The sequence below is a fragment of the Microbacterium sp. NPDC055665 genome, from assembly GCF_053618035.1.
In genome coordinates this window covers 28,826-42,716 of sequence record NZ_JBSHGY010000003.1, presented here as the reverse complement: position 1 = coordinate 42,716, position 13,891 = coordinate 28,826, and the positions used below count along the sequence as shown (strand labels likewise).

The window sequence follows — 13,891 nt, the reverse complement described above, 5'->3', positions numbered from 1 at the left end:
CGACTTTACGCGTCGCGGGTGCGCAGCACGCCCCAGGCGACGAGTGCTCCGCCGGCGACCCAGCATGCGAGGGTCAGGAACGCGACCGGTGCATCGAGTGCTGCGCCGTCGCCCGGCAGGATCGCGCTCTGCGCTGCGGCCACCGGGAGGTAGGCGGATGCCTCGATGACCCATGCCCATGCCTCACCGGCGAAGGAGAAGAAGTTCGCCACGATCGGCAGCACGAACAGGACACCGACGGTCGCCGCGATCGCTCCGGCCCCGGAACGGAGGATGAACCCGAAGGAGACTCCGATCAGAGCGAAAACCGCCATGGCGAGGGAGGAGACGACGATGGGCAGGAAGGATGCGGCAGGGTCCGACCATTCGATGCTCTGATCGCGCGGCGCCACGATGAGCGAGACCGCGACGGCCGCGAGGCCGAAGATCACCAGAGACGAGACGAACATGAAGACCGCGAGCACGGTCGACTTGGCCGCGAGCACCGAGCCGCGGATCGGGTTGGCCGTGAGCGTCGAACGGATCATGCCGGTCGAGTACTCGCCCGTCACCGAGATCGCACCGATGATGCCGGCCAGCAGCATCGTGAACTGGATCGGCATGACGACGGCCTGAATCGGCTCGAACCCCGGCATGTCGATCGCCTGCGCGATGAGCACGGCGATCCCGATGGTCAGAGCCGCGGCGATCCCGATGGACCACCATGTCGAACGCAGCGTGGCGAGCTTGATCCATTCGCCGCGGAGCGCGCGGACGAATGTCAGCCGGCGACCGGTGTCGACGCGCGGCCGCGCGGGCGCGGGTGCCTGTGTCGTGGTCATGAGATCTCCTTGGTGCGGTACTCGACGGAATCGCCGGTGAGGGCGAGGTAGGCGTCCTCGAGTGAACCGGTGGTGGGGGTGAGTTCGTGCAGCGGGATGCCGCGGTCCGCGGCGAGGTCGCCGATCCGGGCGGCGGGAAGTCCCACGATGTCGAGGAGGTCGGGAGCCGAGCTCACGATCTCCACGTCCGGGCCGCCGACGGCGGCGGCGAGCTCGGTGGGCCGCGGAGTGCGCACGCGCACCGTGTTCTGTGTCCAGGAGCGTACGAGGTCGGCGAGCGGAGCATCCGCCAGCACCCGGCCGCGACCCATCACGATGACGTGGTCGGCGGTCTGCGCCATCTCGCTCATCAGGTGGCTCGACAGGAGCACGGTTCGTCCTTCGGATGCCGCGTGCCGGACGAACTGGCGCACCCAGCGGACGCCCTCGGGGTCGAGGCCGTTGACCGGCTCGTCGAGGATCAGCGTGTGCGGATCGCCGAGCAGTGCCGAGGCGATACCGAGGCGCTGTCCCATTCCGAGCGAGAACTTCCCGGCACGCTTGCGGGCGACCGACCCGATGCCCGCGAGCTCGATGACCTCGTCGACGCGCGAGGAGGGAATCCCATGGGTCGCCGCCATCGCGCGAAGGTGATTGCGCGCCGTCCGACCGGTGTGCACGGCCTTGGCGTCGAGCAGGACGCCGACCTCGGTGAGGGGTGCGCGAAGCTTGCGATACTCGCGACCGGCGATCTCGGCGCGTCCGGACGTCGGCCGGTCGAGGCCCACGATCATGCGCATCGTGGTCGACTTGCCGGCACCGTTGGGGCCGAGGAAGCCGGTGACGCTGCCCGGCTTGACGGTGAACGACACGTCATCGACGGCCGTCTTGTCTCCGAACCTCTTCGTGAGGCCTTCTGCTGTGATCATGGGTACAACGCTACGGAGGGCTCCTCAGCCGCGCGTCCTCCTCAGGTACCGTCCTTCTGCTCGGGGTGTCCTCCCGGTGGTGGACGGCTAGGACTCAGGAGCGGGGGCGGGCCTGGACTCGCGCGGCCATCTCATCCGACGCGAGGATCGCCTCATCGATGATCTCCCTCGACGGCGGCGCCGTCAGCCAGTCGTGGCTCAATGAGGCCGGAACGAGCAGCGGCATGCGATCGTGCAGCTCGACGAGGTGGTCGGGGGCGGGACGCATCACGATCGAATAGCAGGTGTACCACTCGCCGTCTGCGGTGCGACCCCGTTGGGTGACCGCCGCCATGCCGAAGAGGGTGCCGTCGTCGATGATGAACTCGTTCCACTGCCGGGAGGGCTTCTGCATCTCGTACCAGCTCGTCGCCGGGACGATCGCTCGCGACTTCGCTCCGCCTGGACGCTCCTGCAGGCGTTCCGACCGGGTGTTGATCGACGGGAACTTCGCGGGTTCCCCGTTCACGAGGAAGCCCCACCACGCCGGTTCCAGAGTCGGAGCAGCGTCGGGCTGCACGATCACGGGGTTGAGGTTGCGGAGGTTCTTCCCGGTCGGGCGGATGGTCTCACCCGCATTCTCCTCCGCCCAGACACGCAGGCCCTCGAGCACCGCATCGTCGGCGGCGGCGAGGACTTCCGCATCGGTGAACCGGGGATCGAGACCGTAGCTCGCGCACATGCCGCCAGCGTAGCGCCGGCCGCCGACATCCGTCTCGCCATGGCGGATCCGGGCCTCCGGTAGGGTCGACGGGTGCCAGAATCCCGTCGACTCCCCGCGCCCCTGGCGCTCGGAGGGGCTGTGGCGATCGGCGTCATGACGGCGATCCAGGCCCGGATCAACGGCGTCCTCGGGGTTCGCGTCGACGACGGGATCGTCGCGGGCCTCCTCTCGTTCTCGGTGGGCCTGCTGGCGCTGGTCGCCGTGATCTGCTGCATCCCGTCCGCCCGGCGCGGAGTGGGACGCCTCTGGAGCGGCATCCGACGTCACACCATCCCGTTCTGGATGCTGCTGGGCGGCGCCTGCGGCGCCCTCACGGTCTCCACCCAGGGGCTGACGGCCGGGATCCTCGGCGTCTCTCTGTTCAGCGTCGGCGTCGTCGCGGGGCAGACGCTGCACGGGCTCGTGCTGGATCGGATCGGGTTCGGTCCCGCCGGCGTCGTCGCGGTCACCCCCGGCCGGGTCGCCGGCGGAGTTCTCGCGCTCGCCGCTGTCGCCATCTCGATGTCGGGCGACGTGCTCGCCGCCGCTCCGCTGTGGATGCTGCTGCTGCCGTTCGCCGCCGGAGTCGGTATCGCGTGGCAGGCGGCCACGAACGGTCGCCTCTCGCAGCGGGTCCAGTCGCCGCTCGCAGCGACTCTGATGAGCTTCATCACCGGCACCGTCGTGCTGCTGCTCGCGGCCGGGACGAGCATCGCCTTGCGCGGGATGCCCGATGCCCTGCCGGCCGAACCCTGGCTGTACCTGGGCGGGTTCCTCGGAGCGGCCTACATCCTGCTCGGCGCGTTCATCGTCGCGCACACCGGAGTTCTCCTGATGGGGCTGGGCTCCGTGCTCGGACAGCTCGTGACCTCGGTCGTGATCGACCTGATCTGGCCTCCGGCGGCGGGGCCCGCGCTCTGGCAGGTCATCGCCATGGTCGTCGTCGCGGTGGCGTCCGTGATCGTCGCCGTTCCCCGCAGACGCCGGCGCTGACGCGCTACTTCTTCTTCGCCTTCTTGGCACCGGTCTTCGGCATCCGGGTGATCAGCTCGCGCGCATCCACGGCCTTGCGGCGGCCCGGCTTCTTGCCCGCGGGCTTGCCGCCCACGTACAGCCAGCCGAGGAGCTCCTCGTTCTTGTCGAGGCCGTGGGCCTTCGCGACGGCCTTCGCACGTGTGTAGTGGCCCGTGCGCCAGATGACGCCCCAGCCGGCTTCGTCGAGGAGCAGGCTCAGGGTGTGCGCGACTCCGGACGCCACGGCCTCCTGCTCCCACCGCGGGACCTTCTCGCTTTTGCGGTAGCTGGCGACGACCGCGATCAGCAGTGGTGCGCGCAAGGGCTTCGACGACGGGGTGGAGTCTCCCTGCGCCTTGGCGATGGCGGCGCCGAGCGCCTCGCGATCGGCGCCGCGCAGTTCGATGAGCCGCCACGGACGCAGCGAGGAGTGATCAGCGACGCGGCCGGCCGCGGCGACGAGCGTCAGCAGCTCTTCGCGGCCCGGCGCCGTGTCTTCGACCTTCGACCAGGACTGACGCGCGCGGACCGCGTCGAGAGCACTCACGAGGCGTCGGGGGTGAAGTTCAATGCGATCGAGTTCATGCAGTAGCGATCTCCGGTCGGCGTGCCGAACCCGTCGGGGAACACGTGGCCGAGGTGCGAGCCGCAGTTCGCGCAGCGCACCTCCGTCCGCACCATGCCCAGGCTGTCGTCCTCGATGAGCTCGACCGCATCGGGGCGGATCGACTCGTAGAAGCTCGGCCAGCCGCATCCGGAGTCGAACTTGGTGCCGCTCTTGAACAGCTCCGCGTTGCACGCCCCACAGGTGTAGAGGCCGGCGCGCTCCTCGTCGAGCAGCTCACCCGTCCAGGCCCGCTCGGTCGCGGCCTGACGCAGCACGGCGTACTGCTCATCGCCGAGCTCGCGGCGCCATTCGTCTTCGGTCTTGTCCACGCTGTACGACATGTGTCCTCCTCAGTCGACTCCATTCTCCCTCCTGTGGCGGTGCCTCGGGTGCGTCGCGTCACAATGGACGGATGACCGATGCTGTGCAGGAGCGCTACGCGCGCTTCGCCCGCGATGAGGCGCCGGGCCGGAGCGCACTCTACGCCGAGTGGGCCGCCGGGGTCGCCGAGGATGAAGAGGTGCGGCGCGTCCTGCTCCGCATCCCGGAGACGAGACGCCAGCCCCCGCTCGTGTTCGCCGTCACTCGGATGCTCGGCGTTCCGCTCGACGAGTACGCGCGGTGGCGTGGCTTCGTGCTCCGGCATGCGGACGAGGTCGTCGCCGAGTGCGCACGGAGGTCGCTGCAGACGAACGAGCCGCTCCGTCTCGCGGCGCTCCTGCCGGTACTCTCCGAGATCGAGGGGCCGATCGCGCTGCTCGAGATCGGGGCGTCGGCGGGACTGTGTCTCTATCCCGATCGGTACTCGTATCGCTTCACCGGTGAGGGCGGGGAGCTGCGTGCCGCGCTCGACCCGGCCGACGGCGTCTCCACGGTCGTGCTCGAGAGCCGGGTCACCGGTCCGCTTCCCCTGCTTCGGATGCCGGACGTCGTGTGGCGCGCCGGGATCGACCTGGCACCGCTCGATGCCGCCGACGAGCGTGATCGTCGGTGGCTGCGTGGTCTCGTGTGGCCGGGGGAGTCGGGGCGTGATGAGCGCATCGAAGCCGCCCTCGACATCGCAGCCGGCGACCCTCCTCGTCTGGTGGAAGGGGACGCCGGCACCCACCTCGCCGCGCTGGCGGCGGCGGCACCGCCGCGGGCGACCCTCGTCATCACCACTCCCGGGGTGCTGGTGCACATCCCCCGGGCGGAGCGGACGGCGCTGATCGCGAGGATCACGCGCACGGACGCCCGCTGGATCACGATCGATCCGCCCGCGATCACAGACGTGTGGGATCCGCCGGTCGATGCGGATCGGTGGCCGGGGTTCGTGGTCGCGCTCGACGGGCAGGTGCGCGCGGCCGCGGATCCGCTCGGGCGATGGTGGGAGTGGCGACCCGAAGTGGCGGCGGTTGCGTCCTAACCTGGAGCCATGCTCGGAGATCTCACGGAGCGCGATCGCGCGATCCTCGCCCTGGAAGTGGCGTGGCCGCGCCACAGCGGGGCGAAGGAAGAGATCATCCGCGCGCAGCTCGGGATGAGCGCCGCACGCTACTACCAGCTGCTCGGACGACTGATCGAGTCCGAGTCCGCGCTCGAGTACGATCCGATGCTGGTGCGTCGCCTCCGCCGCATCCGCGATTCGCGCGCGGCACGGCGTACCGCGCGGCTGCCCGGCTTCGTCGGCTGAGCCATCTCGAGCCGATGGCGCAGCGGCACGGAGGGTCCGCTCGTGCGGTGAACCGGATTGACAGGAAGGTGCCGCTAGCATCGAGGGGTGTCAAAGCCCCTCCGCGATCGCTTCGATGATGCGCCCCGTACCTCCGGACGAGTGGGAGCGCACCGCGCCGAAGCGCCGGGGATGAACGGCTGGGTCGTGCTGCTCTGGTCGTTCGTCGCCGCTCTCGTCCTCATCATCGCCGGCATCTTCGGATCCCTGGTGGTCATGGGGCGTGTCTCTCTGTTCCCCGAGGCGGCGCCGAGCGCTGCTCCCACCCCGCAGGAGACCGGCATCGTCGATCCCAGCATCTCGGTGATGATCTTGAACGGCACGCCCGACGAGGGCCTCGATACGCAGATGCGCGACACGCTGATCAACAACGGCTGGGCGGCTGACAACGTGTTCGCCGGCGACAGCTCCAGCCAGGACTTCGCCACCACGACGGTGTTCTACGTCGAGGAGGCAGACGAACTCGCAGCGGTCGGGCTCGCTGACGTCCTCGGCGGTGCGGCGGTGCAGCAGAGCGACTACTACTCCGGGCAGACGGAGGACGGGCAGAAGCAGTTCACCGTCGTGATCGGTCTCGATCGGTCGACCTCGGCACCCGAGACGCCCGACGAGGCGCCCGCCTCCTGACCCGGGGATGCGCCCTCCTCCGGCGGCTTGCACTCGAAGGTGTCGAGTGCCAGAATGGCGTTAGCACTCTCATACTCTGAGTGCTAAACCCAACGTCTACGTCCAGGAGGGACGAAAAAACTCATGGCAAAGATCATTGCTTTCGATGAGGAGGCCCGCCGCGGCCTCGAGCGCGGCCTCAACATCCTCGCCGACGCGGTCAAGGTGACCCTCGGCCCGCGCGGTCGCAACGTCGTCCTCGAGAAGAAGTGGGGCGCCCCCACGATCACGAACGACGGTGTCTCCATCGCCAAGGAGATCGAGCTGGACGACCCGTACGAGAAGATCGGCGCGGAGCTCGTCAAGGAGGTCGCGAAGAAGACCGACGACGTCGCGGGTGACGGCACCACCACCGCCACGGTCCTCGCACAGGCTCTGGTCCGCGAGGGTCTGCGCAACGTCGCAGCCGGCGCCGACCCCATCTCGCTCAAGCGTGGCATCGAGAAGGCCGTCGCTGCGATCACCGAGGAGCTCCTGTCGAGCGCCAAGGAGATCGACTCCAAGGAGCAGATCGCCGCCACGGCGTCCATCTCCGCTGCAGACCCGGCCATCGGCGAGCTCATCGCCGAGGCGATCGACAAGGTCGGCAAGGAAGGCGTCGTCACCGTCGAGGAGTCGCAGACGTTCGGCACCGAGCTCGAGCTCACCGAGGGCATGCGCTTCGACAAGGGCTACCTGAACCCGTACTTCGTCACGGACCCGGAGCGCCAGGAGGCGGTCTTCGAAGACCCGTACATCCTCATCGCGAACCAGAAGGTCTCCAACATCAAGGACCTGCTGCCGATCGTCGACAAGGTGATCCAGGACGGCAAGGAGCTCGTCATCATCGCCGAGGACGTCGAGGGCGAGGCTCTCGCGACGCTCGTGCTGAACAAGCTCAAGGGCATCTTCAAGTCGGTCGCCGTCAAGGCTCCCGGCTTCGGCGACCGCCGCAAGGCGCAGCTGCAGGACATCGCGATCCTCACTGGTGGTCAGGTCATCACCGAAGAGGTCGGCCTCAAGCTGGAGAACGCCACGCTCGACCTTCTCGGCCGTGCGCGCAAGGTCATCGTCACGAAGGACGAGACCACGATCGTCGAGGGCGCCGGTGAGGCCGACCAGATCGAGGGTCGCGTCACGCAGATCCGTCGTGAGATCGAGAACACCGACAGCGATTACGACCGCGAGAAGCTGCAGGAGCGTCTGGCGAAGCTCGCCGGTGGCGTCGCCGTCATCAAGGCGGGCGCGGCCACCGAGGTCGAGCTCAAGGAGCGCAAGCACCGCATCGAGGACGCCGTCCGCAACGCGAAGGCAGCCGTCGAAGAGGGCATCGTCCCCGGCGGTGGCGTCGCGCTGATCCAGTCCGGCACCAAGGCCCTCGACGGCCTGACGCTGACGGGTGACGAGGCGACCGGTGCGAACATCGTCCGCGTGGCGATCGAGGCTCCGCTCAAGCAGATCGCTCTCAACGCCGGTCTCGAGCCGGGCGTCGTCGCGAACAAGGTCTCCGAACTCCCCGCGGGCCAGGGCCTCAACGCGGCCACGGGTGAGTACGTCGACATGTTCGGTGCGGGCATCATCGACCCGGCGAAGGTGACCCGCTCGGCGCTGCAGAACGCAGCCTCGATCGCGGCGCTCTTCCTCACCACCGAGGTCGTCGTGGCGGACAAGCCCGAGAAGGCTGCTGCTCCGATGGGTGACCCGTCGGGCGGCATGGACTTCTGATCCAGCCCTCATGACAGAACGCCCCCGGCTCCGGCCGGGGGCGTTCTGCGTTGTGCCAGGCGCGATTCAGCGGAACAGGCTGGCCGAGTACTGGTCGGCGTCCGCATACTGAGAGGCTGCCGAGCCAAGCGAGGTACCGATCGAGTCGAGCACCTGTTCGACATGGAGCTGCGCACCCTGCCACTGCTCCGCGCAGCCCTGGAACGCAGCAGAAGCACTGCCCACCCAGGAGGACTGCAGCTGGCGCAACTGGGCCATGAGCGTTGCCGACTCGCTCTGCAGCCGCTCGATGGTGGCTCTGGTCGCCCCGTGCGCGGCGTGGACGGCTTCGGTGTCGACGGTGAAGACGGACATGTGAACTCCTTCTGTTGGAGTTCCGACGCTAGGAGACCGGTCGCGCCCGATCCGTCCCGTCGACGCCCGCTCACCGTGGGTGTGCAGAATCCCTACCGACAGTCGATCGTGCAGAGCTGTCAGCTCAGATCGAGCCGGTCCAGGGGCTGGGTGTCCTCGAGAAGGTGCTCGGGCGTGGCGCGTGCGGGCGCGAGCGGAAGCGTGACCGTGAAGGTCGCTCCACCGCCGGGCGTCTCCGAGACCGCGACGCCGCCGTGCAGCGCCTTCATGATCGACGCGACGATCGCGAGCCCGAGGCCGGAACCGCCGGTCTCCCGTGCGCGGGAGGTGTCGGCCCGCCAGAAGCGCTCGAAGATCTGCTCCCGGATCTGTGGGGGGATGCCCTCCCCGTGATCCACGATCGAGATGCTGCCGGTGCCGCGCACCCGGTCCGAATCGACGACGATCTCGATCGGACCGTCCTCGGGGGAGAAGCGGCGGGCGTTGCCCAGCAGGTTCGTGACGACCTGGCGCACCTTGTTCTCCTCGCCGAGAACGATCGGCGGGGTGCGCACGGGGATGTCGGGGATCTCGGTGAAGTCGATCGCCGGAGCCGGCTCGGGCTGCCGTGGGCGACGACGCAGACGCGACAGCGCGGTGCGGGAGAGCCCTCGTGCGGGTGGCGCACTCGTCGGGTCGGGTTGCGGGGAAGACGTCTCCCGCAGCGGGATGGGGGACATCGCCTCGACCGTGCGGTCGATCACCGTCACCGTCCGCCCCGGTGCCGCGGCGCGCAGATCGAGGGCCGCATCCCGTGCGATCGGCCGCAGATCGAGAGCGACGATCTCGGGCTCGCGCTCTTCGTCCAGACGGGCGAGTGCGAGAAGATCCTCCACCAGGACGCCCATGCGGATGGCCTCCTTCTCGATCCGCTCCATGGCTCGGGCCGTATCCTCTTCGCCCTTGATGGCCCCCATGCGATACAGCTCCGCGTAGCCGCGCACGCTCACCAGCGGCGTGCGCAGCTCATGGCTCGCGTCCCCGATGAAGCGTCGCATGTGCTGGACGCTGCGGTCGCGCTGCGCGAGCGAGCCGTCCACGCGATCGAGCATGGTGTTGATCGCCGTGTTCAGGCGCCCGACCTCGGTGGTCGGCTCGAGGTCGGTCAGCCGCTGCCGGAAGTCGCCTGCCGCGATGGACATGGCTGTCGCCTCGACCTGTCCGAGCCGGCGGAAGGTGAGCGTGACGAGCCCTCGGGTGAGAAGGGCCGCGATGAGGATCGTGATCAGCGCGATGGTGATGTAGATCCCGAAGTACTGGCTGATGATGCGGTCGGCGGGCGCAAGCGGAAGGGCGACCAGCTGGATGCGCAAGGCGCCGCCCTCCGATCCCACCACGGCGACCGCGCCGTGAAAGACGGTGCCGTCGGCGCCGGGGATCTCCAGCGGAATCTGATCCGTGTCAGCTGTCGCCTTGGCGAGCGAGTACTCGGAGGGGAAGAGCGGAGCCTGGCCCGACGTGCCGCGAGCAGTGGCACGGAGCACCCCTGTCGCGTCGTAGATCGCGAAAGAGAAGTCCCGCGGCTGCTCCTCACGCGGGGTGTACGTCGTGACCCCGTCTATCGTCGTCGCCTCGAAGTAGCGCTCGACCAGATCGCTGGACACCAGTGCGGGCAGTTGCGCGTCGATGTTGGCGACGAGCGCGTTGCGCAGGATCGGCACGGTTCCGAGCCCCGCGACGAGAAGACCGAGAGCGAGCACGGCCACCGTGACGCCGGTGACCTTCGCGCGCAGGCTGATTCGACGCCACCAGGCGGTGACCGCATCGGGCTTGTGCGCCATGCGGTCCTCCTCGGGCGTTCACCATGCCGCAGGGCGGCGCCGATGGTCGGGGTCGGTCGTCAGACCGACTTGCCGACCTTGAGCATGTAGCCGAACCCGCGCTTGGTCTGGATCAGCGACTCCTCGGTGTACGGGTCGATCTTGCGACGCAGGTACGAGATGTAGCTCTCGACGATCCCGGCGTCGCCGTTGAAGTCGTACTCCCACACGTGGTCGAGGATCTGCGCCTTCGACAGAACGCGATTCGGATTGAGCATCAGGTAGCGCAGCAGCTTGAACTCGGTCGGGCTCAGCTCGATCGGCTCCTTGCCCACATGGACATCGTGTGTGTCCTGATCCATCGACAGTTCGCCTGCGCGGATGATCGACTCCTCGTCGGCCTGCATCGTGCGTCGCAGGATCGCCTGGGCCCTCGCGACGATCTCGTCGAGGCTGAAGGGCTTGGTGACGTAGTCGTCGCCGCCGGCGTTGAGGCCTTCGATCTTGTCTTCGGTGCCGTCCTTCGCCGTCAGGAAAAGGATCGGAGCGGTGAACCCGGCGCCGCGGAGACGCTTGGTGACGCTGAACCCGTTCATGTCCGGGAGCATGACGTCGAGGATGATCAGGTCCGGCTCCTCTTCGAGGACGGCCGAGATCGTGGCGGCGCCGTTGGCCACCGTCTTCACCTGGAATCCGGCGAAGCTGAGACCCGTCGAGAGCAGGTCACGGATGTTGGGTTCGTCGTCGACGACCAGGATGCGCGGAGCAGTCATGTCCCCATTATGGTGACTTCGGCCATGCAGATGCTGACTATTGTCCGGAACGGCGCGCACTCGCACACCTCTGCATCGTTGAGAGGATGGAAGCATGAGCTCGAACGAGGACGCCTCCGCCGCCCCCGCATCCGCCATCGCTCCGGCCCGGTCCTCGCGCGCCGAACAGATCCCCTACCACCGACTGGCGCACCTGCGGCCGAGGTACCGCTGGTGGCGGATGCTCGTGACCGGAGTCGTCGGAGTGGCGCTCTACGTCGCGATGCTGCTGCTCCTGATCGTGCCGCTCGTCGTCGCCTCGGTGCTGGTGCCGGGGTGGGGAGCGGAGATGCAGGTCCTCCTCACGACCGTCCAGTACTTCGACCTCGATCGCCCGTGGCTCTTCCTGGCGCTGGTGGTGCCGCTGATCCTGATGATCCCGGCGCTGCTGCTCGCCTCGCGCATCGTCGAGGGGCGCGGCGTCGGCCTGCTGTCATCGGTCACCGGACGGCTGCGGATGGGCTGGCTCGGCAGGAGCCTGCTGCTGGCACTCGCGGTGTTCGTGATCTACTTCGCCGTCGTGCTCGGCTGGGCGGCCGCCACGGGGGAGGTGATCGCCGTCGACTTCTCCCATCCCGCCTTGTGGGTCATGGTGCTGCTCGTGCTGCTGCTGATCCCGTTGCAGGCCGCCGCGGAAGAGTATGTGTTCCGCGGATATCTGATGCAGCTCGTCGGCAGCTGGCTGCGGCATCCGGCGTTCGCCATCCTGCTTCCGGTGCCGCTGTTCGTCCTCGGCCACGGCTACGACATCTGGGGGGCGGCGAGCGTGGGCATGTTCGCGATCGTCGCCGCGTGGCTGAGCTGGCGCACGGGCGGTCTGGAAGCAGCGATCTCCCTGCACATCGTCAACAATGCGCTCATCTTCCTGCTCGGCACCGTCGGCCTGGTCGATGCCAACGCCGCCACGGGAACGCCGGTCGATCTGCTCGCGTCGACGATCGCGATGGTCGTCTACGCGCTTCTCGCCGATCGTTGGGCGGGCAGGCTCGGCATCGCGCGGACCGCGAGCCGGGCCGCCGTCGCCGACGTCGGAAGCGGCACCCATCGCCTGGACCGGATGCTGCACGGCTGAGCCGTACGACAGCCGAAGCGTGATTCACGCAGCGATGGCGGCCGAATCCATGATCGTGTAGCTGTAGCCCTGCTCAGCGAGGAAGCGCTGACGGTTCTGCGCGTAGTCCTGGTCGATCGTGTCCCGGGCGACGAGCGTGTAGAAGCTCGCCGTGTGCCCGGACTGCTTGGGGCGTAGCAGCCGGCCGAGTCGCTGCGCCTCCTCCTGGCGTGATCCGAACGAGCCGGATACCTGGATGGCGACCGATGCCTCGGGCAGGTCGATGGAGAAGTTCGCGACCTTCGACACGACGAGAAGCGAGATGTCGCCCTCGCGGAACGCGCGATACAGCTCTTCGCGCTCGTCGATCGGGGTCGCGCCCGTGATCTGGGGAGCGTCCAGCGCCGCCGACAGGGACTCGAGCTGATCGAGGTACTGCCCGATCACGAGGATGCGCTCGCCCTCGTGCTTCGCGATCAACTCACGCACCGCCTTGACCTTGGCCGGAGCGGAAGCGGCGAGTCGGTATCGTTCGTCGTCCGTCGCCGCGGCGTACTCGAGCCGGTCGCTCGGCGGGAGGTCCACGCGCACCTCGTAGCAGGCGGCGGGGGAGATGAAGCCCTGGGCCTCGATCTGCTTCCACGGCGCGTCGAAGCGCTTGGGGCCGATCAGGCTGAAAACGTCGCCCTCGCGACCGTCCTCGCGCACGAGCGTCGCGGTGAGCCCGATACGGCGGCGGGCCTGGAGGTCGGCGGTGAGCTTGAACACGGGCGCCGGGAGCAGGTGGACCTCGTCGTACACGATGAGGCCCCAGTCGAGCGCGTCCAGCAGCGCAAGGTGTGCGTATTCGCCTTTCCGCTTGGCGGTCAGGATCTGGTAGGTCGCGATCGTGACGGGCTTGACCTCTTTGGCCTGGCCGGAGTACTCGCCGATCTCTTCCGGGGTGAGGCTCGTGCGCTTGAGCAGCTCGTCGCGCCACTGGCGGGCGGAGACGGTGTTGGTGACGAGGATCAGCGTGGTGGTCTTGGTGGCCGCCATCGCGCCGGCTCCGACGATCGTCTTGCCCGCCCCGCAGGGCAGCACCACGACGCCCGACCCGTCTTTCGAGAAGGCGTCGACGGCGTCCTGCTGGTAGGGGCGGATGTGCCAGCCGTCTTCCGCGAGATCGATCTCGTGCGGAGTGCCCGGCGTGTACCCGGCGAGGTCCTCGGCGGGCCAGCCGATCTTCAGCAGCTCCTGCTTGATCTGCCCGCGTGCCCAGGCGTCCACCACGAAGGTCTCGGGAGTCGGATGCCCGATCAGGAGGGGCTGGATGCGCTTGTTGTTCGCGACCTGAGCGAGGACCGCGGGATCCGTCGAGCGCAGGATCAGCGTCCCCTCATCGTCGCGCTCGATGACCAGGCGTCCGTACCGGTTCACCGTCTCGCGCAGATCGACGGAGACCGACGGCGGGACCGGGAAGCGCGACCAGCGGTCGAGCGTCTCGAGCATGTCCTCCGCGGTGTGCCCGGCGGCGCGTGCGTTCCACAGTCCGAGGCGGGTGATCCGATAGGTGTGGATGTGCTCGGGAGCGCGCTCCAGCTCGGCGAAGATCGCCAGTTCATGGCGGGCGCTCTCGGCGTCGGCGTGGGCGACTTCGAGCAGCACGGTGCGATCGCTCTGGACGATCAGGGGGCCATCAGACATAGCTGTCCAGTTTACC

General features: G+C 68.5%; 15 protein-coding genes. 6 read left to right on the top strand and 9 right to left on the bottom strand.

Annotation, left to right across the window (positions count from 1 at the left end):
- Nucleotides 1–5: 5 nt before the first annotated feature.
- From ACWGO6_RS09415 to ACWGO6_RS09405, 3 genes are all read right to left on the bottom strand, one after another.
- On the bottom strand, nucleotides 6–821 hold the full coding sequence (locus ACWGO6_RS09415; RefSeq protein ID WP_452326549.1) for an ABC transporter permease: 816 nt from the start codon (nucleotides 819–821) through the stop codon (nucleotides 6–8).
- Nucleotides 818–1,729, bottom strand: coding sequence for an ABC transporter ATP-binding protein (locus tag ACWGO6_RS09410; protein ID WP_136041155.1), 912 nt, complete (start codon nucleotides 1,727–1,729; stop codon nucleotides 818–820). The genes ACWGO6_RS09415 and ACWGO6_RS09410 overlap by 4 nt, the downstream gene beginning before the upstream one ends.
- Before the next feature lie 94 nt (nucleotides 1,730–1,823).
- Complete coding sequence (locus tag ACWGO6_RS09405) at nucleotides 1,824–2,450, bottom strand: SOS response-associated peptidase family protein (protein WP_136041154.1); 627 nt, start codon at nucleotides 2,448–2,450, stop codon at nucleotides 1,824–1,826.
- Nucleotides 2,451–2,552: 102 nt separating this feature from the next.
- Here ACWGO6_RS09405 and ACWGO6_RS09400 point away from each other — a divergent pair, with 102 nt between their 5' ends.
- Nucleotides 2,553–3,464, top strand: coding sequence for a DMT family transporter (locus ACWGO6_RS09400; protein WP_452326792.1), 912 nt, complete (start codon nucleotides 2,553–2,555; stop codon nucleotides 3,462–3,464).
- A 4-nt stretch (nucleotides 3,465–3,468) separates the two neighbouring features.
- Here the strand turns inward: ACWGO6_RS09400 and ACWGO6_RS09395 are convergent, their stop codons facing one another.
- Together ACWGO6_RS09395 and msrB are read right to left on the bottom strand one after the other, a co-directional pair.
- Complete coding sequence (locus ACWGO6_RS09395) at nucleotides 3,469–4,032, bottom strand: nitroreductase family protein (RefSeq protein ID WP_452326548.1); 564 nt, start codon at nucleotides 4,030–4,032, stop codon at nucleotides 3,469–3,471.
- Entirely contained in the window at nucleotides 4,029–4,433 is a 405-nt protein-coding gene (gene msrB, locus ACWGO6_RS09390) for a peptide-methionine (R)-S-oxide reductase MsrB (RefSeq protein WP_136041152.1), read from the bottom strand. Before msrB ends, ACWGO6_RS09395 begins: the two co-directional genes overlap by 4 nt.
- A 71-nt stretch (nucleotides 4,434–4,504) precedes the next feature.
- On the opposite strand from msrB, the gene ACWGO6_RS09385 reads away from it, so the two are divergent.
- The 4 genes from ACWGO6_RS09385 (at nucleotide 4,505) to groL (ending at nucleotide 8,173) form a co-directional block, all read left to right on the top strand.
- Entirely contained in the window at nucleotides 4,505–5,497 is a 993-nt protein-coding gene (locus ACWGO6_RS09385) for a DUF2332 family protein (RefSeq protein WP_452326547.1), read from the top strand.
- A gap of 9 nt (nucleotides 5,498–5,506) precedes the next feature.
- Nucleotides 5,507–5,764 (top strand): DUF3263 domain-containing protein, encoded by a 258-nt coding sequence (locus ACWGO6_RS09380; RefSeq protein ID WP_136041150.1) that lies wholly within the window; start codon nucleotides 5,507–5,509, stop codon nucleotides 5,762–5,764.
- Nucleotides 5,765–5,851: 87 nt separating this feature from the next.
- Entirely contained in the window at nucleotides 5,852–6,430 is a 579-nt protein-coding gene (locus tag ACWGO6_RS09375) for a LytR C-terminal domain-containing protein (RefSeq protein WP_342589073.1), read from the top strand.
- Between the two features lie 123 nt (nucleotides 6,431–6,553).
- Nucleotides 6,554–8,173, top strand: a complete 1,620-nt coding sequence (gene groL, locus ACWGO6_RS09370; RefSeq protein WP_376100369.1) for a chaperonin GroEL — start codon at nucleotides 6,554–6,556, stop codon at nucleotides 8,171–8,173.
- 66 nt (nucleotides 8,174–8,239) lie between these two features.
- Here the strand turns inward: groL and ACWGO6_RS09365 are convergent, their stop codons facing one another.
- The 3 genes from ACWGO6_RS09365 to ACWGO6_RS09355 all read right to left on the bottom strand — a co-directional run bounded on the left by ACWGO6_RS09365 (nucleotide 8,240) and on the right by ACWGO6_RS09355 (nucleotide 11,099).
- On the bottom strand, nucleotides 8,240–8,527 hold the full coding sequence (locus tag ACWGO6_RS09365) for a WXG100 family type VII secretion target (protein ID WP_136041148.1): 288 nt from the start codon (nucleotides 8,525–8,527) through the stop codon (nucleotides 8,240–8,242).
- A 119-nt stretch (nucleotides 8,528–8,646) separates the two neighbouring features.
- Nucleotides 8,647–10,347, bottom strand: a complete 1,701-nt coding sequence (locus ACWGO6_RS09360) for a sensor histidine kinase (protein WP_452326546.1) — start codon at nucleotides 10,345–10,347, stop codon at nucleotides 8,647–8,649.
- 59 nt (nucleotides 10,348–10,406) lie between these two features.
- Nucleotides 10,407–11,099 (bottom strand): response regulator transcription factor, encoded by a 693-nt coding sequence (locus tag ACWGO6_RS09355; RefSeq protein WP_136041146.1) that lies wholly within the window; start codon nucleotides 11,097–11,099, stop codon nucleotides 10,407–10,409.
- A gap of 94 nt (nucleotides 11,100–11,193) precedes the next feature.
- On the opposite strand from ACWGO6_RS09355, the gene ACWGO6_RS09350 reads away from it, so the two are divergent.
- Nucleotides 11,194–12,210, top strand: coding sequence for a CPBP family intramembrane glutamic endopeptidase (locus tag ACWGO6_RS09350; protein ID WP_452326545.1), 1,017 nt, complete (start codon nucleotides 11,194–11,196; stop codon nucleotides 12,208–12,210).
- 24 nt (nucleotides 12,211–12,234) lie between these two features.
- Here ACWGO6_RS09350 and ACWGO6_RS09345 read toward each other — a convergent pair whose 3' ends face one another.
- Nucleotides 12,235–13,875, bottom strand: a complete 1,641-nt coding sequence (locus ACWGO6_RS09345) for a DNA repair helicase XPB (RefSeq protein WP_136041144.1) — start codon at nucleotides 13,873–13,875, stop codon at nucleotides 12,235–12,237.
- Between the last annotated feature and the right edge of the window lie 16 nt (nucleotides 13,876–13,891).

Excerpts from the sequence above, each read along its gene's own strand:
- ACWGO6_RS09350 (WP_452326545.1), top strand. The coding sequence starts at position 11,194 with ATGAGCTCGAACGAGGACGCCTCCGCCGCCCCCGCATCCGCCATCGCT.
- groL (WP_376100369.1), top strand. The coding sequence starts at position 6,554 with ATGGCAAAGATCATTGCTTTCGATGAGGAGGCCCGCCGCGGCCTCGAG.
- ACWGO6_RS09355 (WP_136041146.1), bottom strand. The coding sequence starts at position 11,099 with ATGACTGCTCCGCGCATCCTGGTCGTCGACGACGAACCCAACATCCGT.
- msrB (WP_136041152.1), bottom strand. The coding sequence starts at position 4,433 with ATGTCGTACAGCGTGGACAAGACCGAAGACGAATGGCGCCGCGAGCTC.
- ACWGO6_RS09385 (WP_452326547.1), top strand. The coding sequence starts at position 4,505 with ATGACCGATGCTGTGCAGGAGCGCTACGCGCGCTTCGCCCGCGATGAG.
- ACWGO6_RS09415 (WP_452326549.1), bottom strand. The coding sequence starts at position 821 with ATGACCACGACACAGGCACCCGCGCCCGCGCGGCCGCGCGTCGACACC.
- ACWGO6_RS09345 (WP_136041144.1), bottom strand. The coding sequence starts at position 13,875 with ATGTCTGATGGCCCCCTGATCGTCCAGAGCGATCGCACCGTGCTGCTC.
- ACWGO6_RS09365 (WP_136041148.1), bottom strand. The coding sequence starts at position 8,527 with ATGTCCGTCTTCACCGTCGACACCGAAGCCGTCCACGCCGCGCACGGG.
- ACWGO6_RS09360 (WP_452326546.1), bottom strand. The coding sequence starts at position 10,347 with ATGGCGCACAAGCCCGATGCGGTCACCGCCTGGTGGCGTCGAATCAGC.
- ACWGO6_RS09410 (WP_136041155.1), bottom strand. The coding sequence starts at position 1,729 with ATGATCACAGCAGAAGGCCTCACGAAGAGGTTCGGAGACAAGACGGCC.
- ACWGO6_RS09380 (WP_136041150.1), top strand. The coding sequence starts at position 5,507 with ATGCTCGGAGATCTCACGGAGCGCGATCGCGCGATCCTCGCCCTGGAA.
- ACWGO6_RS09405 (WP_136041154.1), bottom strand. The coding sequence starts at position 2,450 with ATGTGCGCGAGCTACGGTCTCGATCCCCGGTTCACCGATGCGGAAGTC.